Origin of the sequence: Streptomyces sp. NPDC001933 (assembly GCF_042890955.1) — a bacterium.
In the GTDB taxonomy this organism is placed as follows: domain Bacteria; phylum Actinomycetota; class Actinomycetes; order Streptomycetales; family Streptomycetaceae; genus Streptomyces.
This window is the reverse complement of sequence record NZ_JBIASS010000007.1, coordinates 224,717-244,927: the sequence shown is the minus strand read 5'-3', so window position 1 is coordinate 244,927 and position 20,211 is coordinate 224,717. Positions and strand designations below refer to the sequence as shown.

Sequence of the window (20,211 nt, the reverse complement as noted above, 5' to 3'; positions counted from 1 at the left end):
CTCATGGGTGCACGGGGCACGGGGTACGAGGCAGGCGGATTCGGGGAGACGGGGAGAGCCGTAGTGACCACCGCGGAGCCGAGACCCGGCCATGGGGCGGCCGACAGCACAGGCACGAGGGGCAGCGACAACGGGGGCGGGAGCACGCGGACGACGGCCGCACCCGCCCGGGAGAACACGGAAGCCGCGGGCGCCGCCCGGCCACCGCGCACCGACCCGTCGCGCAGGGCCCGCACCCAGCGGCTGCTGCGGCATCCGGTGACGATCACGACGGCCGTCGCCGCCGTCACCCACGTGCTCTGGTTCTTCTTCTTCGCGAACAGCGGCGGCGACATCGCGGCCCAGGACGCCTGGGCCGAGTTCGTCGGCCGGCACCCCGGGACCGCGTACAACCTGGCCTGGTACGGGGGCATGCACCCCGTCTCGTACAGCGTCGTCTCGCCGTATCTGATGTCGGTGCTCGGCGTCCGTACGACGATGATGGTCGTCGGGACCGTGTCGGCGGCGCTGACCGCGCTGATCCTGGTCCGGGTCCGGGCCGTCCGCAACCCGCTGGCCTGCTCGCTCGCCGGGGCGTTCGCGTATCTGTGCAACGCGCTGTCGGGCCGGGTGACGTTCGGGCTCGGCATGATGTTCGCGGTGGGTGCGACGGCCGCGGTGTTCTGCTGGCCGTACCGCTGGCGGTACAAGAGGTGGGCGAAGGCGGCCGTCGCCGCGCCGCTCGCCGCGCTCGCGACGGCGAGCAGCCCCGTGGCCGGGCTGTTCCTCGGAGTGGTCGCCGCCGCGCTGTTCCTGAACAAGCGGCGCCCCGGCGCGTACGCGCTGGGCCTGGCCCCGGTCGCGGTGGTGGCGCTGTCCGCGTGGCTGTTCCCGTTCTCCGGTACGCAGCCGATGTCGATCGCCACGCTCTCGCTGCCGTTCATCTTCTCGGTCCTCGTCTTCGTCCTCGTACCGCGCGACTGGAAGACGGTCCGAACCGCGGCCGCGGTGTACGGCGTCGGGACGCTGCTGACCTATGTGATCGACTCGCAGATCGGCTCGAACATCACGCGGATGGCGATGCTGTTCGCCGGAGTGGTGCTCCTCGCCGCGCTGCCGTACACCACGCCGCGCTCCCGGCGCTGGTACGCACTGGTCGTCGCGTTCGCCGGGCTGAACTTCTGGATCGGCTTCAAGAGCGTCGACGACATCGTCCGCACCGCCCCCACCGCATCCTGGGCGCGCGAGCTGGCGCCGCTGGTCAACGAGCTCCAGGAGGTCGGCGCCGAGCGGGGCAGGGTCGAGGTCGTGCCCGCGAGCAGCCACCGGGAGGCGTCCGCGCTCGCGCCGTACGTCAACCTGGCCCGGGGCTGGAACCGGCAGGCGGACATGAAGCGCAACCCGCTCTTCTACGACGACACCCTGGACAGCGCCAACTACCGCCAGTGGCTCGACCGCTGGGCGGTGCACTACGTGGTGCTGCCCAAGGGGAGGCCGGACGCCAGCGGCGCGGTGCAGGAGGCGCAGCTGGTCGACAAGGGGCTGCCGTATCTGAAGCCGGTGTGGTCGGATGCCAACTGGCGGCTCTTCGAGGTGGACAGCCCGGTGCCGCTGGCCGATCCGCCGGCCACGGTGGACGAGGCCGGCGCGGACGAGCTGACCATCCATGTGAAGACGCCGGGCCGGATCCTGATCCGTATCCCGTACTCGCCCTGGCTCGCCGTGGTCGACAGCGAGGGCCGGAGCGTGGAGCGGCCGCAGGAGACCGAGGAGTCCAAGCAGCGCACGGACGAGAGCACGCCGCGGACCTTCGTCAACACCAACGGCTGTCTGTTCAAGGCCGAGGAGGACGCGGACGGCGACGAGTGGACGGAACTGCTCGCACCGCGGCCGGGTGTGTACCGGCTGGCCGCCCCCTACCAGCTGACGCCCGGCACGCCGTGCCCGGAGGAACTGCGCTGAAACAGTTCGGCGGGTGCCGAAGGGCCACCGGTCTAGCGTCGAGCCATGACGGACACGAACCACGTACTCGCTGTTTCCGACGGCCCAGGCGACCCCAGTACTCCCACCACCGCCCCCGACACCGCCCCTGACGAGACTCCGGCGACGGACGACCGCGACCCCGCGCAGGTCCTGACGGCCATGGTCGGCCGCGTCCTGGCCCTCGCCGAGACCTGGACCGACTGGGACGGCCGCCCCGTCCCCGCGGGTGACCGGCTCTACACCCCGCACAAGGCGATCCGCCGCGTCGCCGACCACATGGTCGACCACCTCGCCGAGATGGAGGCCCGGCTCGCCGGCGAGGAGACGCAGCCCGACCACTGGCACGCCTCGGCGACCACCACCGCGGCCGACCTCGCCCCCTTCACCGGAGCCGACCTCGACGAGGCCCGCAGCCGGCTCACCCGCCTGGCCAGGATCTGGGCAACCCGCCTGGACGCCCTGACGCCCGACGAGCTCGACCGGTCGCCCGGAGCGGGGTGGACCTTCCGCCAGCTCGCTTTCCACGTGGCCGAGTCGGTCTACTACGCGGACTCCGTGGGCGACCAGCGTGTGCGGTCGGGCGCCCGGGGCGGCCGCTGAGTCGGCCTGTGACGCGGCATCGCCCATGGCGAGGATGGCGCGCCGGACCGGGCCGGGAGACGGCCGAGTACTCTCTCGGTCCGGTCAGGCGTCCCAGGTGTCCCAGGCGCGAGGGCGGTTCAGCTCTTCCCATTCGGGACGGAGCAGTGAGAACACGGCGCGGTCGTGGCGGCGGCCGCGATGAAGACAGGCGGCGCGGCTGATGCCTTCGTGCACGAAGCCGGATTTGGCGAGGACGGCGAGGGCGGGGGCGTTGTCGGTGTGAGCCTCTGCCGTGAGGCGGTGCATCGGGAGTTCGCCGAACGCCAGGTCCACCAGGGCGTCGAGGGCGTTGGTCCCGTGGCCGTGCCCGCGGTGCTGAGCAGCCAGCATCAGCTCGATCTGCGCTGTGCCGTCGACGATGTTCTGGCCGCTCAGCGCGATATGGCCGACAGGGGTGCCATCAGGGAGCAGGACGAGGAAGTCGTCGCGATCGTCATCGTCACTGTCGCGCTCGATGCGCTCGCGCATCGCGGTGAGGGAGCGCGGCCAGATGCCGATCTCGTGGGCGATCAACGGGTCGGATCGCCAACCGTGCAAGAGCTCGGCGTCGTCCATGTCGACTGCCGCGAGACCGACGGACTCGGCACGCCAGGAAAGTTCCCTTTCAGCCTCTGAGCCCTGCTCGTTGCCCACGATCCCGGTGTCATCGGTCATGGCCGGATGCTATGGGTGCTTTCGAGCCGGGACCACCGAATTTCCCTGCTCAGCGACCCGGCGCGGCTGTTTCAGGAATGCGGCCCTGGCACACGGTGGCGAGCCCGCCGGCCCACCTGATCAGGCGTCTGTGCGCGGTCTGAAAGGACCCGGGCTCGCCCTGGCAGATCCCGCCAGGGCGAGCAGGGACACATCCGGTCCGCTGACCCACGCGTCAAGGAGAAACGCTCTACTCGTTGACGCAGACGTTGCCCGTCGCCGGGTTGAGTGCTCCGATGACGTTCACGGAGTTGCCGCAGGCATTGACCGGGATTTCCACGGGGGCCTGCACCAGATTGCCGGAGAGCAGACCGGGCGAGCCCGTCGCGGTGCCCACCGCTGCCGCCTTCCTGTTGACGGTCAGGGTCGCGGAGGCCGGGAGATCCAGACCGACCGCGGTGATCGCTTCGGGGCGGTTGACGTAGGTGCCCGGCCTGGCGGCGGTGACGTCCACCGTGACGGTGCAGGACTTCTCGCCGGCGGACAGGTCACCGCCGTTCAGAGCGATGCGCGTGTCCCTTGCCGTCGCGGACACCGTGCCGTTGCCGCAGGTCGTCGACGCGTTCGGGCGCGAAGCCACCCTCACCCCGGCGGGCAGACGGTCGACGAAGTTGAAGTCGTCCTTCGCTGCCAGTTCACTGGTGTTGGTCACCGTCATGGTCAGTGTCGAGGTGCCACGCCGATCGATCGTGGCAGGACTGAACGCCTTGTCCAGCTGCGGAGTCGCATCCAGGATCCGGATGTTGTCGAATGCGTGGTCATTGCCGAACCATTCGCCCTGCCCGTTGAGCATCTTGATGCCCAACTGGCTTTCGTTGAACAGAACGGCCCTGTTGCCGGCGAACGTCCCAGCCCTCAATCCGCTTCCTTCGGGATAGGACTTCGCGTTGGGATCGGTGCAGGGATTGATGGGGGTGGTGAAGGTGGGGATGTCCGCCCCGTTGCCGGTCAGATAGAACTTCAGCTGCGGATTCGCCTGGTCGCAATTCACGGCGGCTGCGTCCACCGCGAAGGTGATGTAGCGGTTCGGCTTCGCGATCGGGATCGGCTGCTCGGTCCGGAACTCCACCCGGTCGGCGCCGGGCGCCACCCAGTTGGTATAGGCCGCGACCACGTGGTTGCTCGGCGGATTCGTTCCGCCAACCTGTCCCAGCGCATTGGCCATGTCCTTCAGAACTGCAGGGCAGTTGGGCGGAATGGCGCCGGTCTGATTGAGGATGATGCCGTTGCACTGCCCGTGGTCGAGCCACGCGGGGTCGGCGGTGTACGTCTCGTCGAGCGGTGGAGCGCCGACGTAGTCCTCCAGGAAGACCGGAGTCTCGCCCGCGTTCTCGAAGCCTTCGGCGAACACCGCGACCGGGGCTTGCGGGACCCCCGGAGCACCGGGTGCCTGGCGGGCGTTGCCTCCCAGCGGCATGGCGAGGGCCTGGGCCTGAGAGGCCAGCGGAGCACTGGCGATCGCAAGTGCTACCAGGGAAATCGATGCGGTGAGCGTGCGCCGGGAAAGCTTAATTGCGGAAATTTCCACCATCTCTTTTCCGATTACCGCGGCGTACAAGCAGCAGCGGACATGGGCGGAAATGGCGCAGCCCAGGCCATTGGCTATGCACTCCGATGGGCAGGTCGCCCCAATTTCAGCACGCGCCCTCAATAAAAGACGGTGAGCGATCGAGGCGGCTGCAGCTTTCACCGCGTTGGCCGAACTGGGAACGGGCACTGCGGGCTTGCATCGAATCGAGGCCGCCGGAAAGGGCCTGGCCGGTCCTGGGCCGAGCATGATCAGGGGCCGCGCCCCGGCCGGCAAGGCGGGCGGGCTCCGTCCCTGCCCGCGAGGAGCGCCGTGCGACCGACGTCAAAGGCCCCGGACCGAGATCGGTCCGAAGCCTTTGGCCTGGTGCCCCCGGCAGGATTCGAACCTGCGACACCCGCTTTAGGAGTTCTACCGGCTGGGTTTCCTGCCTGGGCTACAAGCCCGTGGCCGTGCCTGGCGAGTGTCCCGGGATGCGCCCGAGGCTGATCCAGTGTGCTGACGTTGCCGTCGGAGTCTGCCGTCACGACCTCTTCGTCCCGAACGGGGTAAACCCCGGATCCCCGCCTGCGCGAACGGCGTTTCCCCTGGTCAGACTGGAGCTGGGGCCGGGATGCCGTAGGGGGCTTCGTAAGATCAACGGATGACAGCAGCACCCAAGCCAGCGGCCCGCGTCGAGCAGAAGTGGGGCTTCGGCATGGCTCCGATCAAGTCGAATGTGCAGGCAGAACGCATCCGGGCAGCCCGCACCGTGCTTGCAACCCTGGTGGATGGCCGTACGGCTGCCCTGGGGCGGATCGATGATCTCTCCGTGATCAAGGGCATGTTCACCCGGACCTACAAGAAGGACCAGTGGGACTGGTTCACGGTGTGGAGTCAGCTCGGCTTTCCGCCCCACCGGACGGCCAGCGGCGTCTCCGGCGACCTGCTGGCCCTGCGCAGAGCGATACAGGACTGTGACGCAACAGCCACGTCTAGCCGGATCGCCGCGCTCGGCACTCGTGATCTGGTTGCGACTCTCCAGCGGTTCATCGAAGGCACGCCCCTGCGCAAGCCGGACCACGGCTTCATCTACGTTCTGTCGACACGTGAGATGCCGGGCATCCTCAAGGTGGGCTACACGGACCGGGACGTGGCGACAAGGGCGAGGGAGATCAGCTCCTCGACAGGCGTCCCCATCCCATACGGGGCAAGAGGCGCCTGGATGGTTCCACACGCTCGCCGCGTGGAAGGCGATCTTCACGCGCTACTTGCCGAGTACCGGCTTCGAGGCGATCGCGAGTTCTTCCGTATGGACTACAGGCAGGCGGCCGCGGTCATCGATGCGTACGTCAAGACCCTGTAGCCCCGGCTGTCAGGGTCGGGTGCCGACGCCCCGCGCCGCGTCGAAGCCGGCGCAAGTGAAGTCGTACCCGAACGGCTGGAGTCCGTACGGTCCCGAACCGCACCGGGCTCCGGCGGGGGCGGCGAATTCGGGGGTGCCTGACGTGACAGGTTCAGCGCCCTGCCCGCCCCGTGTCAGGAGGGCGAGCCGACGATCACTGAGGGCATCGCGGCCCGTAAACCATTCAAGGGCTTGACCCGCGATGCGGATCAAGCCCTTGACCTGATGTTTCAGCTGTCGGGGTGGCGGGATTTGAACCCACGACCTCTTCGTCCCGAACGCGATTGAGGGCCCTAGTGGTCTCGATTTCATCCGCTAGCACCTTGGACTCAACTGGCCCTGAGTCCACTTGAGTCCGGAGCAGGGGTTTCGTCGGCAAATCCGTGCTCGGTCGACTGCGCCGGTCGCTGTGCGAGCCACCCCGATACACATGGGCCGCCATTCACGGCGCCGCCTTCCGTGACAGTCCTCACGTGCTGGAAGCCGTGACGCAGGTAGTACTGCTGAAGTCCGCGATTCGTCGTCCATGCGTCCAGCCGGAGCCACGCTGCTCCGGTTCGGTGCGCCCGATCCCCCGCCCAGTCGAGAAGTCGGCCCCCGATGTCCTGGCCGGCGTGCGTGCGAGCCACGGTGAGTTTGTTGATGAACAAGGATGGTTCGCCCAGTTCGTCATCCGTCCACAGGCCGTCTTCTGCCACGGTGGTCAGCGTGATGGTCCCGGCTGTCCCCCCGTGATCCCGGAGCATGAAGACGGTTCCGGCCTCAATGGTGGCCAGCAGCCGATCCGCCGGATATGGGCGGCTCCACTGGTCGGACCCGAGGCCCCTCAACCAAGCTGCCGCCTCCTCTCGGAAGGCGAGCAGCTTGGGGAGGTCGCCCGGCTGAGCGGGGGTGATCTTCACTGGGGCTCGTCCTCGCTTCGGACAACCGGGTGTTGCACGTCCGCCACCAGACCCAGCGCCGCCGGGGCACGCTCTACGACGACGACCCCAAGAGCAGGCGGCGCCGGGTCGTCCCGATGCCAGCCCTGTGCGTCGCGCCGCTGCGCTGGCACCGACTGCGGCAGCGGGAGACGTTCGCGGCCTCGGGCGTCGCGTGGTCCGAGGGTGGATACATCTTCGCGACGAGGAACGGCCGGCCGGTGGAGCCGAGGAACGTCTACCGGTCGTTCACCCGCGTCGCTGCCGATGCCGGTCTGCGGGTGGTGCGACTGCACGATGCCCGGCACGGCTGCGCCACGCTGTTGACGGCGGCCGGCGTCGCGCCGAGGGTCATCATGGAGATCCTCGGCCACAGCCAGATCAGCATCACGATGGACGTCTACACCCACGTCGTCCACGACACCCAGCGGGAGGCGATCAGCCACATGGACCGCCTGCTCAAGCGCCGCTTGCCGGACGCCTGAGACACGACTGCCGTCAAATGGTGCCGTCAGAAAGGCCCGGACCGTGATCGGTCCGGGCCTTTTCCCTGGTGCCCCCGGCAGGATTCGAACCTGCGACACCCGCTTTAGGAGAGCGGTGCTCTATCCCCTGAGCTACGAAGGCGGCGCTGACAGCCTAGCGGATGGGGCTTGCGGAGGTCGCCCCCCATTGGGCCCCGGCCGGGCGGCCGGCCGTTCCGTGGTGAGGGTGGTGGAGGGGGCGGTGGGGAGGTGGGGGTGGGGGAGGGGTTTGCAAGGGGGGTGTTTGCGGGGGGAGTTGGGGGTGGGCGTACCGTTCTGGGCGACCAGCAAGATCCGTTTGTTCAGCATGCGCGGGGTGTTCCCGTATGCCCGCATGCCGTGTCCGCACCGCACTGCGGATTCCGGGTCCTCCCGGGGTGCCGGGTGTCGCCGCATGGGCGGCCGGGGGAAGTGGTGTGGCGTGGCGTGGGCTCGGGGCCCCGGCCCGGACGTCGGGTGGCGCCTGACCGACGCCGCCCCGAAGGACCCCCCATGAAACGCCCGTTTGTTCCCTTTCTGGCCGCCCTTGGCTGCGCCGCCGCTCTCATCGTCGGGATCACGACCGGAGGCAGTCCGGGCACGCCCGCGGGCTACCACCGCGGCAAGGACGGCACGCTGACGATCGACCGTGCGCACCGTCCCGTCGCGCCGGACTTCACCGGGGCGGACGCCGACGGGAAGCCGGTCCAGCTCTCCGACTACGCGGGGAAGACGGTCGTGGTCAACGCGTGGGCCTCCTCGTGCGGGCCCTGCCGCAAGGAGACCCCGGTCCTGGTGCGGTACCACCGGAAGATGGAGGCGCAGGGCGTTGTCGTCCTCGGGCTGAACCGGGACCGGTCCCCCGACGCGGCGCGGGCCTTCGCCCGTGAGTTCAAGATGCCCTACCCCAGCATTCTCGATCCCGGCGGCAAGCAGCTCTTCGCGCTGCCCAAGGGGCTGCTGACCACGCAGGGGCAGCCCGTCACCCTTGTCGTCGACGCGCGTGGGCGGATCGCCTCGACGGCGTCCGAGGCGCTCGACGAGGGCCGGCTGGAGGGTCTCGTGGCCGCCGCTCAGGTGTCTTGACGCGGGGTGGGGGCGGGCATAGCGTCGCGAATGTACTGATTACTGAGCAAGCGCTTAGGCGATGACCATGCTTGGAGGGGTTGTTCGTGCCGCATGTCGATCAGGCCCCCGTCCCCGATCCCGGCTCTGCTGACGCCGGTCGTATCGAAGCCGCGCTGACCGGGCCTGGCGCCCCGTTCGCCGTCGTTCGGGCGGAGGACGGGGTGCACGCCGGGAGGCTCGTGTACGCGGACGGGCCCCGGACGCTCCGGGAGTTCGTGGAGACCACCTGGGCCTTCGGGGACCGGCCGTTCCTGATCTCGGAGGAGCGCAGCTACTCGTACGCCGAGTTCTTCGCCGCGGCGTCCGCGCTGGCCTGCCGGATGACCGAGGTGTACGGGCTCCGCCCGGGGGACCGGGCCGTCGTCGCGATGCGCAATCACCCCGAGTGGCAGATCGCCTTCTGGGCGGCCCAGCTGGCCGGTCTGGTCGCCGTACCGCTCAACGCCTGGTGGACCGAGGACGAGTTCACCTACGCGCTGGACGACTCCGGGCCCCGGGTGCTCCTGGTGGACGGTGAGCGGCTGCCCAGGGTCGCCGGGTGGGCGGCGGAGAACGGGGCGCGTGTGGTCGTCTTCCACGGGGAGAAGACGGTCCCGGAGGGTGTCGAGCGGTACGAGGAGCTGCCCGCGCCCGATCCGCTCGCCGCGCCCCCCGAGGTCGAGATCCGGCCCGAGGACGACGCGACGATCATCTACACCTCCGGCACCACCGGCCGGCCCAAGGGGGCGGTCGCCACCCATCTCGCCCAGGTGGGGGCGGTGCTCAATCCGCGGTACCACGCGGCCGCCTCCGCGCTCGGGCGCGGGATCATCCCGGGGCAGGGGCCCGCCCCGGTGTCGCTGCTGACGTTCCCGTTCTTCCACGTCGCCGCGTTCACCGGCTTCTACGCCGCGATGGCGGCGGGCGGTGCCATCGTGCTGATGCGGAAGTGGGACGCCGAGGAGGCGCTGCGGCTGATCCGCGAGCACGGCGTCACCCACTACGCCGGTGTTCCGGCGACCGCGCTCCAACTGCTCGCCGCGGCCGAGCAGGCGGGCGACGGCATGGAGAGTCTGCAGATGCTGAACACCGGCGGGGCCGCCGCACCGCCCGATCTGGTCGCCCGGCTGACCGCCCGGCACGGCGACCGCATCGAACCCCGCAACGGCTACGGCCTGACCGAGACCAGCGGCGGCGTCCTGGCGAATTTCGGTGCCGAGTACCGGCTCCACCCGGGCAGCGTCGGCCGTCCCACCCCCACCACCGAGGTGCGGATCGCCGGGCCGGCGGGCGAGGCACTGCCCGAGGGCGAGGCACTGCCCGAGGGCGAGGTCGGGGAGCTGTGGCTGCGCGGTCAGTCGCTGGTCCGCGGCTACTGGCGCGACGAGGCGGCGACCGCCCGGGCGTTCACCGACGGGTGGTTCAGGACCGGTGATCTCGCCGTGGTGCGGGAGGGGCGGGTCGATGTCGTCGACCGGATCAAGGACATGGTGATCCGCGGCGGGGAGAACGTGTACTGCGTCGAGGTCGAGGCCGTGCTGCACGACCACCCGGACGTCGAGGACGCGGCGGTGCTGGGGGTGGCGCACCCGGTCCTGGGCGAGGAGGTCGCCGCGGTCGTGCGGTTGCGGGCCGGTGCCACCGTCACCGCCGAGGAGCTGAGGGCGCACGTCGGGCGCAGCCTGGCCGCGTTCAAGGTCCCGGCCCATGTGCTCGTGCGGGAGGAGCCGCTGCCCCGGAACCCGACCGGGAAGATCCTCAAGCGCGAGCTGCGCGGGCCCGTCGAAGCGGAGGTCCGGGGCGACGGGTGAGTGGCGCGGGCGCGAGGTGCGTCGTGGGCGGGGTGCAGTGAGTCGTCAGGGGCGGGTTATTCGGACTCGGTAGTTTCCCTTCTCGTCCTTGTCGAGCACGGATATGTGTATCCCGCGGGCCCGGTCGGTGAAGGTCTCGCCGGGCTGGAAGGGGGCGTCGGACAGTTCTGCGTGCACATTGGGCAGTCGGGTGCAGCCGGTGCTGCCCTTGGTGCTGTCCGCGACGGATACCGGGCCCTGTCCGGTGTCGACGTCCGAGCTCACCTTGTAGATCAGTACGCCCGGCCGGCAGATGGCCTGGTCGTTGCCGGCCTGGGTCCGTACCTCCACCGCGTAGCCGGACTGGCCGCTCAGCGGTACGAATGCCAGCTTGGTGCCGCCCTTGGTGGCCAGCGGGCCGAGCACGTGGTCGCTGGTGCCGGAGCGGGCGGCGCAGCTGATCTGGCTGTTGTCCAGCCAGCCGAGCTTCCACTTGTGCCAGCCCAGCAGGTCGTTGTTGGCCCCCCAGTCCTCGGACATGATGTCCCAGTGCCCGACCGCGCCGCCGCCCTCCATCGTGTAGAGGTCGGGGAGGCCGAAGACATGGCCGTTCTCGTGCGGCAGGACCCGGAATCCGGTCTGTTTGAACGACCCCGAGCCGTCGTCCTGGTGGCTGTAGATGAAGGACGTGTTGCCGAGCGGGACGCCGTCCGCCCTCGGGGCGTCGTCGTTGCCGGAGAACGTCACGGACAGGACGGTGTCCAGTGCGGAGGGCCCGGCGTTCGGGGTGACCAGGATGTTGACCAGGTCGTACGTGGCGAAGTCCACCTTCGGGTCGGCGGTGGTGATGATGTCCTCGAGGAGGTGGCGGTAGCCCGGTTCGTACGGTGAGCCGCGGTCCACCCCGTACTCCGAGAACGGCAGTGGCATCCGCAGCCAGGACTTCAGCGGGGTTTCGGGGATGTACGTGAGCCGTCCGTACGATCCGGTCCGGAACCAGTTGGTGGTCTGCGGGAAGAATTCGGCGTACCGGTCCATCGCCTTGCCGGCGCCCGGTGCGTCCGGGAAGTCGATCATCAGGTTGAGGGCGTGGACCTTGCCCGTGGAGCGGGCGTAGCCCTCCGGTGTCGGCATGCCCTCCGACATCTGTACGCCCATGGTCGCCGGTATCCGGCATGCGGCTATGCCCGCGGAACGGGCGGTGGCTATCGGGCCGGCCGAGGCCCGGCCGGCTATCGGAAGAGCGCTGCTGGCTGTGGCCATCGTGGCTATGACCAGGGATGTTGCGGAGGCGAGAGCGATCGGGTGGCGATGGTTGCGTATCCGGTGGCGGGACTTTTGCATACAGGCGCCTCGGGGTCCGCGGCAGTCGGCCGGCCCTGACTGCGCTCTGCGGTTCAGCCTGTTGCGGGTGGTGCGGTGCCGCTCGCTGGGTGCGCCGTTCGGCTGGTTTCCCCGTCGGCGGATGTGGCTCAGGTCACATTGCGGTGCGGAAATAAGTGGGGAGCTGTTCCCCGTTTGAATCGGTGTCCCCCGCGAAACGGGGAGATGGTCCCCGGTTACGGGGAGGCGCTCCGTGAGGAGCGGGGCCGACCGGCCGTCACCGCGGGAGTGGTGGGAGAGTCAGAAGGAGAAGGAGGTCGTCGACGTGGAGACCGTCAGCCGCGCTGCAACCGGAGCGACGCAGTCCCGGACGCCCCGTCCGCGGGCCGACGCGTTGCGCAACCGGGAGCGGATCGTGACGGCCGCGCGCGAGATGTTCGTCGAGTTCGGGCCCGATGTGCCGCTCGACGAGGTCGCCAGGCGCGCCGGCGTCGGCAATGCCACCCTCTACCGGAACTTCCCCGACCGGGCCGCGCTGGTGCACGAGGTCGTGCTCGCGGTCACCTCCCGCACCACCGACCGCGCGGAAGAGGCGGCGGCCGAGGAGGCCGACGCCTTCGCCGCGCTCAGCCGTTTCGTGCACGCGGCGGCCGACGAGCGGATTGGGGCGCTGTGCCCGATGCTGTCCGGCGGCTTCGACCGGGACCATCCCGAACTGCTCGCCGAGCGTCGGCGCCTCGAGGAGGCCGTCGAGGGGCTCGTGTCGCGCGCCATGTCCGCGGGGCGGCTGCGTACCGACATCGCCGTCGGTGACGTGATCGTCGCCCTCTCCCAGCTCACCCGTCCGCTGCCCGGCATCGGCTGCCTGGACATCGACCGGTTCACCCATCGTCATCTACAGCTGTTCCTGGACGGACTGCGGGCCCCGGCCCGGTCCGAACTGCCCGGAACGGCAGCGACCTTGGAGGATCTGCGGCGTCGGCCATGAGATCCGCACCGGGCTGCTGAGCCGGCGGCCAGGTGGGGTGCCCGCCACGCCTTGAGCATTCCTTTTCGCCGTCCGCCCTTCGTCACCCGTTCGTCGTCCGCCCGTTCATCGTCTGTCCTTCAGCAGGCGTTTCATCACGGTTCATGAGTCTTCGCGTGCATGTGTGCGCGTGCACGTCCTTAGGTGGGTACCCCCATGTCAAAAACAGCCGATATCCGACTTCCGGACCCCAGTCGCTGGAAAGCGCTGGCGTTCATCGCCCTCGCGCAGTTGATGGTCGTGCTCGACGCCACGATCGTGAACATCGCGCTGCCGCACGCCCAGACGGCCCTGGGCATATCCGATGCCAACAAGCAGTGGGTCATCACCGCGTACGCGCTCGCCTTCGGCGGGCTGCTCCTCTTCGGAGGCCGGATCGCCGATCTCTGGGGCCGTAAGCGGACCTTCGTCGTCGGCCTGGTCGGCTTCGCGCTGGCCTCCGCGCTCGGCGGCGCGGCCCAGAACCAGGGCATGCTCTTCGGCTCCCGCGCGCTCCAGGGCGTCTTCGGCGCGCTGCTCGCGCCGGCGGCCCTGTCGCTGCTCGCCGTGATGTTCACCGATGCCAAGGAGCGCGCCAAGGCGTTCGGCATCTACGGTGCGATCGCCGGTGGCGGCGGCGCCGTCGGGCTGATCCTCGGCGGCTTCCTGACCCAGGCGCTGAACTGGCGCTGGACGTTCTTCGTCAACATCCCGTTTGCCGTCATCGCGGCCGCGGGCGCGTACTTCGTGATCCGTGAGCCGGCCGGCAGTCGCAACCGCTCCTCGCTCGACATCCCGGGCGTCGTCCTGTCCGCGCTGGGTCTGGTCTCGCTGGTGTACGGGTTCACCCGCGCCGAGTCCGCGGGCTGGTCGGACGGGCTGACCATCGGCATGTTCGTCGCGTCCGCCGTGCTGCTGCTCTCCTTCGTCCTGACCGAGTCCAGGGTCAAGTCGCCGCTGCTGCCGCTGCGCGTCCTGCTGGACCGCAACCGCGGTGGTGTCTACCTCTCGCTGGGTCTGGCCGTCATCGCGATGTTCGGGCTGTTCCTCTTCCTGACGTACTACCTCCAGGTCGTGAAGGGCTACTCGCCGATCAGGACCGGCTTCGCCTTCCTCCCGATGATCGCGGGCATGATCACCGGCTCGACGCAGATCGGTGCCCGGCTGATGATCCGGGTCCCGGCGCGCAAGCTCATGGGTCCCGGCTTCCTGACCGCCGCCGTCGGCATGCTGCTGCTGACGCAGCTGGAGATCGGCTCCTCGTACGTCGGTCTCATCCTGCCCGCGCAGCTGCTGCTGGGCCTCGGCATGGGTACGGCGTTCATGCCGGCGATGTCGCTGGCCACGCACGGGGTCGAGCCCAGGGACTCGGGCGTCGCGTCCGCGATGGTCAACACCTCGCAGCAGGTGGGCGGCGCGATCGGCACGGCGCTGCTGAACACCATCGCCGCCTCGGCCGCGACGGCGTACGCCACCTCGCACGCCGCACTCGGCGCCACCGACCCGGAGCTGCTGAAGCTCCAGTCGATGGTGCACGGCTTCACCGGTGCCATCTGGTGGGCCGTCGGCATCCTGGTGGTGGCCTCCGCGATCGCGCTGACCTTCATCAACGCCGGCCGGCCTTCGGCGGGCCCGGCGGCCGGAAGCTCCGGTTCGGGTGACGCCGACGGCGTCGAGGACGAGTTCAGGGTCCCGGTCGTCGCGCACTGAACGTCGGCGCGTGACGCGCGACGTGACACCGTTACGCGCGACGTGACACATGGGGTGCGATGTGACACGAAGGTGAAGTGAACGCGGCTGTGCCCCGGTCCTGTCCAAGTCTCGGACGGGACCGGGGCACAGCCGTGTCGGTACGTGCAGGGCTCAGCGCAGCCAGGGCAGGTCCGCGTCCGTGCCCTCCGGCTGCAGTCCGGCGGCGACGACCTGCATGATCTCGCCCAGCGAGCGCACCTGCTCGGGCGTGAGCCGGTCGAACATCGCCTGGCGTACGGCGTCGACATGGCCCGGTGCGGACCGGCGCAGCATCTCGAAGCCGTCGTCGGTGAGGACCGCGTTCTGGCCGCGCTTGTCGGACGGGCAGTCCTCGCGGCGCACCCACCCGCTCTTCTCCAGCCGCGCGACGGCGTGCGAGAGCCGTGAGCGAGTGATCTTGGCGTCCTTGGCCAGTTCCGTCATCCGCTTCCGGCGGCGGGGGGCCTGGGAGAGCTGGACGAGCAGGCCGTAATAGATGTGCGGCATGCCGGCATCGCGCTGCAACTGGCGGTCGAGGTGGTCCTCCATGAGCGTGGTGGCGTGGAGGTACGCGCGCCAGACGCTCTGCTCTTCTTCGGAGAGCCAGCGCGGCTCGCCGGTGGATGCCGTGGTCATGTACTCCACTGTACGACCTTTTCTTGAAAGTTGAACTAGATAGAGCTAAGGTCTCCGGAGGAAGGAAGCTTGAAGATTAAAGAATCCTTCCTGCTCAAGAAGGTGCCTGTAGAAGGCCCGGTAGAAGACTTACCCGGATCAGAAGCGGATGGGGAGTGCCATGACAGTCACCGCGGAGCGCATGCCCGCCCTCTACCTTTCCCACGGCGCCCCGCCGCTGGCCGACGACCCGGTCTGGCCCGGCGAACTGGCCGCCTGGTCCGCCGGGCTGCCCCGTCCCCGCGCGATCCTGATGGTCTCCGCGCACTGGGAAGAGGCCCCGCTGGCCCTCGGGGCCACGGAGACGGTCCCGCTCGTCTACGACTTCTGGGGCTTCCCCGAGCACTACTACCAGGTGCAGTACGCCGCCCCGGGCGCCCCGGAGCTGGCCGAGAACGTACGCAAGCTGCTGCGCGGCGCCGGTACGCCGGTCCAGGACATCCCGGACCGCGGGCTCGACCACGGGGCGTACGTCCCGCTCGTGGAGATGTTCCCGGGCGCCGACATCCCCGTACTCCAGATCTCCATGCCGACGCTGGACCCGCAGAAGCTCATGGACATCGGGCGCAAGCTCGCGCCGCTGCGCGACGAGGGCGTGCTGATCGTCGGCAGCGGCTTCTTCACCCACAACCTGGCCGCCCTGCGTCATGCGGGCGGCGGCGTCCCCGGCTGGTCGGCGGAGTTCGACGACTGGGGGAGCCGGGCGCTCCAGGCGCAGGACATCGACGCGCTGCTGGACTTCGAGCACAAGTCCCCGGCCGGGCGGCTGGCCCACCCGCGCACCGAGCACTTCGCACCGCTCTTCGTGACGCTCGGCGCCTCGGAGGGCGAGCTGGACCGGGGCCGCAGTGTCATCGACGGGTTCTGGATGGGGCTCGCGAAGCGGTCGGTGCAGTTCGGCTGAGCCCGGTCCCCGCCGACCCGCCGGTCCCGGTCCGCGTCCTGGTCACAGGGCCGGCGGGTTCAGTTCGATCGAGCGGAGCGCTGCGGCGAGGGCCGTCGCGTCGCCGACGTCCAGCGCGGTGTCGGTGAACTTGATGGTGTGGTCGTCGCCGTGGGCCGCCGCCCGTGCGAACAGCTCGTCGGCGGACGCGGTCGCCGGTGCGTACGGAGCGGGCCCGGCCGGGCTGTACGCGGCGGTGACCGCGGCGCTCGCCGCCCAGGCGGCCCCCAGGCTCGGCACCCACAGCGCGCGCGGGAGCGCGGGCAGGGTGCGCAGTACGGCGTTGGGCGCGGTTGCGGCGTGCACCAGCATGATCGGTTCGCCGTGCCCGTGCGTGGCGAACCGGTGGGTCGCGGCCCGCACCAGCTCCACCAGCCGGGCCCGCGCCTCGTCCGGGTCGTCGGTGAACCGCTGCGGCCACACCGGGAACGCGGTGAGCTGCGCCAGCCGGTCCCGGATGCCGCCTTCCTGCTCGGGCACCGGCGGTACGGCGTCCAGCGCGGCCGCCGCGGTCGGCGCGGGCGCGAGCGGGGCCAGGGCGGGCAGTGGCTGGTGGCGGGCGGCCCAGTAGCCGAGGCCGTGGGCGAGCTCGGTGATCCGGGGCGCGGTCGCCTCGCCGGCGAGCAGGGTGCGTACGGAGTGGCCGACCCGGATCACGGGGTGGGTGGCGCCCGCCGCGATGCCGGGGAGCAGTCGCGGCCACCACTCGGTGAGCACGTCCCGCCAGGGGCGCTCGGCCGTCTCCCGCTCGAAGTACGCCGTCCAGTCCGCGATCCGGCGCGGGTCGCCGAGGGCCTCGCGCCAGTTTTCTGCCGTCACCCGGGTCGCGGGGTCCGGCATGTCCTCCAGCTTGTGGCTGTAGTGGTCGAGCCAGCGGTGCACGGCCGGTGCCTGGCCGTGCCGGACCAGCGCCTCGACGGCCATGGGGCCGTGGTTGCTCAGCCAGCCGTTGCGTTCGGGGCCCGAGGAGTGGAGGCGCTCCAGCGCCTCGTCGAGCGTGCCGGTGGTGTCGTCCGCGGTGTTCCTCGTGTCGTCCATACGGGAGCACGCTAGGCGCGGGGTCCGCGCGGCGTAACGGACCGGGGACCCGGATCGGCACCGGCCCCGGGCCTAGGGCTGTGGCCCCAGTCGCCTCTCGTACCAGGCCACGTCCCAGTACGCGCCGAACTTCCGGCCCACCTCGGCGTACGTGCCGACATGGCGGAAACCGAAGCGCTCGTGCAGCCGGACGGAGGCGTCGTTCGGCTGGGCCACGCCGGCGTACGCGCGGTGCAGGTCCTCACCGGCGAGCGCCTCGAACAGGGCCGTGTAGAGGAGTGTGCCGATGCCGCGGCCGGTGGCCCACGGGGCGCAGTACACGCTCACCTCGACCGAGGTCGCGTACGCCGCCTTGGGGCGGAAAGCGCTGCTGGTGGTGTATCCCAGGACCGAAGCGGGGCCTGCGATCCGGACATCCTGAGCAACCAGAAGGCGGTGCGGGCCGTCTTCTGGGTGGGAACGCAACCACGGCAGCCGCTGTTCGGGGGTGAAGGGGGCCGCGTCGAATGTGACTGCGGTCTCACGCACGTAATGGTTGTAGATGTCCGTGAGTGCCACCAGATCACCCTCGATGCCCGGCCTGACCTGCACTTCTGTCCGGCTCGTCGGCATGCGCACCTCCTCGTGGCGGCACAGGGTACTGCATGATCACGAAAATGAATGCCAGGCGTGGGAATTCTGTCCGGATTCCAGTCGTTGTTTCCATCGGATGCAGGGCACCCGGATGGGTGTCGCGACCTACTCAGCAAGGGAGCACGCATGGCAACCCGTGCCGTCGCCCGTCGTTCGTCCACCACCGGTGGGACCAGCCGGGCAAGCAGCGTTCGCGCCGCGGGCGGGGAGATCGCCGATCGCGACCTGGTCGGCATGTACCTGGACGAGATCGCGCGTACGCCGCTGCTCGATGCCGCAAAGGAAGTCGAGCTGTCGCAGATCGTCGAGGCGGGTGTCTACGCCCGGCAGATACTCGACGGTACGGCGGACAGCGAGGCCGGTGGAGCCACGCGCGAGGAGCTGGAGGCGCTGGTCGCCGAGGGCGAGCGCGCCAAGGACGTATTCATCCGCTCCAACCTCCGGCTCGTCGTTGCCGTCGCCCGCCGCTATCCGCGGGCCGGGCTGCCCCTGCTCGACCTGATCCAGGAGGGCAACGCGGGCCTGGTGCGCGCGGTCGAGAAGTTCGACTACGCCAAGGGCTTCAAGTTCTCCACGTATGCGACGTGGTGGATCCGTCAGGCCATCACCCGCTCCATAGCCGACCAGTCCCGCACGATCCGGCTCCCCGTCCACCTGGTGGAGGAGCTCGGCCGGATCCGCCGGGTGCAGCGCGAGTTCAACCGTGAGCACGGCCGCGAGCCGGAGCACGCGGAGATCGCGGCAGAGCTGGACTCCACGCCGGAGCGCGTGGGCGACGTGCTGGACTGGGCCCGTGACCCGGTCAGTCTCAACATGTCCGTCGACGACGAGGGCGAGACCCAGTTCGGCGATCTGCTGGAGGACACCTCGGCGGTGTCGCCCGAGCAGTCGGTGATGACGCTGCTGCGCAGCGAGGAGCTGGAGGACCTGATCGGCAAGCTCGACAACCGCACCGCCTCCATCATCCGAATGAGGTACGGCATCGAGGACGGCCGCGAGCGGACCCTCACCGAGGTCGGCAAGCAGCACGGGCTCACCCGTGAGCGGATCCGCCAGATCGAGAAGCACGCACTGCTGGAACTGAAGCGAATGGCCCACGACACGGGTTTTGACGCTGCGGCGTGAGCCTTCGTCCAGTAACCTCCGAAATAGGTCGCTTCGCGTGACCCCCTGAGCTGAGTCCCGGCGCCCACCCCCCCCTGGCGCCGGGGCTCATTCTTTTGCCGGGGCCCGTCGTTTTCATGGCCGGTGCGCTCGCTTGCCCGGGCCCGGCTCGGCCCGCCCGCGCCCCCGGAGCCCGGGTCAGCGGGCTGCGGCGCGGGCCAGACGGGCGCTCAGATCGCCCAGGTACTCCACCAGCTGCGGTGGTTCGCGCACGGTGAATTCGCAGTCCACCAGCGCCAGTCGGAGCGCCACCCACTCCAGCGAGTCCGCGAGCACCGCCCGCAGCCGGCAGCTGTTCCCGCCGGTCGGCTCCAAGGGACCGATCGACGCGGGCAGCCGCGCGGACACGAAGTCCGCCGGGGCCGCGAAGCTCACGTCGACCGCCAGCCGGGGCTGCCGCCGGGCGATGGAACCGGCGAGGAACTCCGACGCGTCCCCCGCGGGCAGCTCGCGCGGTGCGAACCGGGCCCCGGTCGCGAACGGCTCGCTCACCCGGTCGACCCGGAACGTGCGCCAGGCTCCGCGCCCCAGGTCGTACGCGACGAGATACCAGCGCCACCCCGTGCTCACCAGCCGGTACGGCTCGGCCTCCCGTTTCGTCTCGGCGCCGTCGCCCGCGCGGTACGAGAACCGCAGCCGCTCCTGCCCGGTGATCGCCGACGCCATCACGGTCAGCGTCCGCGGGTCGATGGTCGAGCCGTCGCCCCGGGTCAGCGGCATCGTCGCGTTCTGCAGGGTCGAGACCCGGTGCCGCAGCCGGGACGGCAGCACCTGCTCCAGCTTCGCCAACGCCCGTACGGACGCCTCGTCCACCCCCTCGATGGCGTGCCCGGCCCCCGCCCGCAGGCCCACCGCGATGGCCACCGCCTCCTCGTCGTCGAGGAGCAGCGGTGGCATCGCGGTGCCCGCGACGAGCCGGTAGCCGCCGATGGATCCGCGCGAGGCCTCGACCGGATAGCCCAGCTCGCGGAGCCGGTCGATGTCGCGGCGGATGGTGCGCGGGCTGACGTCGAGCCGCTCGGCGAGTTCGCTGCCCGGCCACTCGCGGGGTGTCTGGAGGAGCGACAGCAGATTCAGCAGTCGTGCCGGGGTGTCGGTCATGGCCTCGCCTTCTGCCGGGGTGTCGGTCGTCTCACCAGGATGCGTACCTATTAGGTCATGGGCCGACC

At 70.1% G+C, this 20,211-nt stretch carries 17 protein-coding genes, 1 tRNA gene and 1 pseudogene; 10 read left to right on the top strand and 9 right to left on the bottom strand.

Translation table 11 applies throughout. The annotated features are described in order from the left end of the window. The first annotated feature begins 63 nt into the window (after nt 1-63). Together ACFYY7_RS19790 and ACFYY7_RS19785 are read left to right on the top strand one after the other, a co-directional pair. The gene (locus ACFYY7_RS19790; RefSeq protein WP_388662997.1) at nt 64-1,941 is read left to right on the top strand and encodes an MFS transporter; all 1,878 of its coding nucleotides are present in this window, start codon (nt 64-66) and stop codon (nt 1,939-1,941) included. 180 nt (nt 1,942-2,121) lie between these two features. Continuing rightward, a complete protein-coding gene (locus tag ACFYY7_RS19785; protein ID WP_388663237.1) occupies nt 2,122-2,562 on the top strand; it encodes a hypothetical protein in 441 nt (146 codons plus the stop codon). Between the two features lie 84 nt (nt 2,563-2,646). Here ACFYY7_RS19785 and ACFYY7_RS19780 read toward each other — a convergent pair whose 3' ends face one another. Both ACFYY7_RS19780 and ACFYY7_RS19775 read right to left on the bottom strand, forming a co-directional pair. Continuing rightward, nucleotides 2,647-3,258 (bottom strand): GNAT family N-acetyltransferase, encoded by a 612-nt coding sequence (locus tag ACFYY7_RS19780; RefSeq protein ID WP_388662995.1) that lies wholly within the window; start codon nt 3,256-3,258, stop codon nt 2,647-2,649. A gap of 229 nt (nt 3,259-3,487) precedes the next feature. Further along, on the bottom strand, nt 3,488-4,828 hold the full coding sequence (locus tag ACFYY7_RS19775; RefSeq protein WP_388662993.1) for a chaplin: 1,341 nt from the start codon (nt 4,826-4,828) through the stop codon (nt 3,488-3,490). Between the two features lie 640 nt (nt 4,829-5,468). Between ACFYY7_RS19775 and ACFYY7_RS19770 the strand changes: the two genes are divergently transcribed. Further along, entirely contained in the window at nt 5,469-6,170 is a 702-nt protein-coding gene (locus ACFYY7_RS19770) for a GIY-YIG nuclease family protein (RefSeq protein ID WP_361651131.1), read from the top strand. A gap of 368 nt (nt 6,171-6,538) precedes the next feature. On the opposite strand, the gene ACFYY7_RS19765 is transcribed toward ACFYY7_RS19770, so the two are convergent. Continuing rightward, on the bottom strand, nt 6,539-7,111 hold the full coding sequence (locus ACFYY7_RS19765) for a GNAT family N-acetyltransferase (protein ID WP_388662991.1): 573 nt from the start codon (nt 7,109-7,111) through the stop codon (nt 6,539-6,541). Between the two features lie 20 nt (nt 7,112-7,131). Between ACFYY7_RS19765 and ACFYY7_RS19760 the strand changes: the two are divergent. Further along, nucleotides 7,132-7,614 (top strand): annotated as a pseudogene (locus tag ACFYY7_RS19760) (tyrosine-type recombinase/integrase); the annotation flags it as partial. Between the two features lie 66 nt (nt 7,615-7,680). On the opposite strand, the gene ACFYY7_RS19755 reads toward ACFYY7_RS19760, so the two are convergent. Next, a tRNA-Arg gene (locus ACFYY7_RS19755) sits at nt 7,681-7,756 on the bottom strand. A gap of 389 nt (nt 7,757-8,145) precedes the next feature. Here ACFYY7_RS19755 and ACFYY7_RS19750 point away from each other — a divergent pair. Then, nucleotides 8,146-8,718, top strand: coding sequence for a TlpA family protein disulfide reductase (locus ACFYY7_RS19750; protein WP_388662989.1), 573 nt, complete (start codon nt 8,146-8,148; stop codon nt 8,716-8,718). Nucleotides 8,719-8,804: 86 nt separating this feature from the next. After that, nucleotides 8,805-10,550: a class I adenylate-forming enzyme family protein gene (locus tag ACFYY7_RS19745; protein ID WP_388662987.1), complete on the top strand. Its 1,746-nt coding sequence runs from the start codon at nt 8,805-8,807 to the stop codon at nt 10,548-10,550. Nucleotides 10,551-10,595: 45 nt separating this feature from the next. Here the strand turns inward: ACFYY7_RS19745 and ACFYY7_RS19740 are convergent, their stop codons facing one another. After that, nucleotides 10,596-11,873 carry a M6 family metalloprotease domain-containing protein gene (locus tag ACFYY7_RS19740; RefSeq protein WP_388662985.1) on the bottom strand — a complete coding sequence of 426 codons (1,278 nt, stop codon included), beginning with the start codon at nt 11,871-11,873 and terminating at the stop codon, nt 10,596-10,598. A gap of 304 nt (nt 11,874-12,177) precedes the next feature. Here ACFYY7_RS19740 and ACFYY7_RS19735 point away from each other — a divergent pair, with 304 nt between their 5' ends. Both ACFYY7_RS19735 and ACFYY7_RS19730 read left to right on the top strand, forming a co-directional pair. Further along, the gene (locus ACFYY7_RS19735; RefSeq protein WP_388663235.1) at nt 12,178-12,840 is read left to right on the top strand and encodes a TetR/AcrR family transcriptional regulator; all 663 of its coding nucleotides are present in this window, start codon (nt 12,178-12,180) and stop codon (nt 12,838-12,840) included. A gap of 195 nt (nt 12,841-13,035) precedes the next feature. After that, the gene (locus ACFYY7_RS19730; protein ID WP_388662983.1) at nt 13,036-14,568 is read left to right on the top strand and encodes an MFS transporter; all 1,533 of its coding nucleotides are present in this window, start codon (nt 13,036-13,038) and stop codon (nt 14,566-14,568) included. Nucleotides 14,569-14,721: 153 nt separating this feature from the next. Here the strand turns inward: ACFYY7_RS19730 and ACFYY7_RS19725 are convergent, their stop codons facing one another. After that, the gene (locus tag ACFYY7_RS19725) at nt 14,722-15,234 is read right to left on the bottom strand and encodes a MarR family winged helix-turn-helix transcriptional regulator (protein ID WP_266732173.1); all 513 of its coding nucleotides are present in this window, start codon (nt 15,232-15,234) and stop codon (nt 14,722-14,724) included. Between the two features lie 151 nt (nt 15,235-15,385). Here ACFYY7_RS19725 and ACFYY7_RS19720 point away from each other — a divergent pair, with 151 nt between their 5' ends. Then, the gene (locus tag ACFYY7_RS19720; RefSeq protein ID WP_388662981.1) at nt 15,386-16,168 is read left to right on the top strand and encodes a dioxygenase; all 783 of its coding nucleotides are present in this window, start codon (nt 15,386-15,388) and stop codon (nt 16,166-16,168) included. Between the two features lie 42 nt (nt 16,169-16,210). On the opposite strand, the gene ACFYY7_RS19715 is transcribed toward ACFYY7_RS19720, so the two are convergent. Together ACFYY7_RS19715 and ACFYY7_RS19710 are read right to left on the bottom strand one after the other, a co-directional pair. Further along, entirely contained in the window at nt 16,211-17,245 is a 1,035-nt protein-coding gene (locus tag ACFYY7_RS19715) for a questin oxidase family protein (RefSeq protein WP_388662979.1), read from the bottom strand. A 72-nt stretch (nt 17,246-17,317) separates the two neighbouring features. Then, nucleotides 17,318-17,857, bottom strand: a complete 540-nt coding sequence (locus ACFYY7_RS19710) for a GNAT family N-acetyltransferase (protein WP_388662977.1) — start codon at nt 17,855-17,857, stop codon at nt 17,318-17,320. Nucleotides 17,858-18,004: 147 nt separating this feature from the next. Between ACFYY7_RS19710 and ACFYY7_RS19705 the strand changes: the two genes are divergently transcribed. Continuing rightward, on the top strand, nt 18,005-19,003 hold the full coding sequence (locus ACFYY7_RS19705; protein ID WP_351253022.1) for a sigma-70 family RNA polymerase sigma factor: 999 nt from the start codon (nt 18,005-18,007) through the stop codon (nt 19,001-19,003). Between the two features lie 177 nt (nt 19,004-19,180). On the opposite strand, the gene ACFYY7_RS19700 is transcribed toward ACFYY7_RS19705, so the two are convergent. Continuing rightward, on the bottom strand, nt 19,181-20,143 hold the full coding sequence (locus tag ACFYY7_RS19700; protein ID WP_266733763.1) for a YafY family protein: 963 nt from the start codon (nt 20,141-20,143) through the stop codon (nt 19,181-19,183). Nucleotides 20,144-20,211 lie beyond the last annotated feature (68 nt).

Bases quoted from the DNA above. Each gene is read 5' to 3' on its own strand.
- ACFYY7_RS19770 (WP_361651131.1), top strand. From the start codon at position 5,469: ATGACAGCAGCACCCAAGCCAGCGGCCCGCGTCGAGCAGAAGTGGGGC.
- ACFYY7_RS19720 (WP_388662981.1), top strand. From the start codon at position 15,386: ATGACAGTCACCGCGGAGCGCATGCCCGCCCTCTACCTTTCCCACGGC.
- ACFYY7_RS19740 (WP_388662985.1), bottom strand. From the start codon at position 11,873: ATGCAAAAGTCCCGCCACCGGATACGCAACCATCGCCACCCGATCGCT.
- ACFYY7_RS19775 (WP_388662993.1), bottom strand. From the start codon at position 4,828: ATGGTGGAAATTTCCGCAATTAAGCTTTCCCGGCGCACGCTCACCGCA.
- ACFYY7_RS19780 (WP_388662995.1), bottom strand. From the start codon at position 3,258: ATGACCGATGACACCGGGATCGTGGGCAACGAGCAGGGCTCAGAGGCT.
- ACFYY7_RS19730 (WP_388662983.1), top strand. From the start codon at position 13,036: ATGTCAAAAACAGCCGATATCCGACTTCCGGACCCCAGTCGCTGGAAA.
- ACFYY7_RS19700 (WP_266733763.1), bottom strand. From the start codon at position 20,143: ATGACCGACACCCCGGCACGACTGCTGAATCTGCTGTCGCTCCTCCAG.
- ACFYY7_RS19710 (WP_388662977.1), bottom strand. From the start codon at position 17,857: ATGCCGACGAGCCGGACAGAAGTGCAGGTCAGGCCGGGCATCGAGGGT.
- ACFYY7_RS19715 (WP_388662979.1), bottom strand. From the start codon at position 17,245: ATGGACGACACGAGGAACACCGCGGACGACACCACCGGCACGCTCGAC.
- ACFYY7_RS19785 (WP_388663237.1), top strand. From the start codon at position 2,122: ATGGTCGGCCGCGTCCTGGCCCTCGCCGAGACCTGGACCGACTGGGAC.
- ACFYY7_RS19705 (WP_351253022.1), top strand. From the start codon at position 18,005: ATGGCAACCCGTGCCGTCGCCCGTCGTTCGTCCACCACCGGTGGGACC.
- ACFYY7_RS19750 (WP_388662989.1), top strand. From the start codon at position 8,146: ATGAAACGCCCGTTTGTTCCCTTTCTGGCCGCCCTTGGCTGCGCCGCC.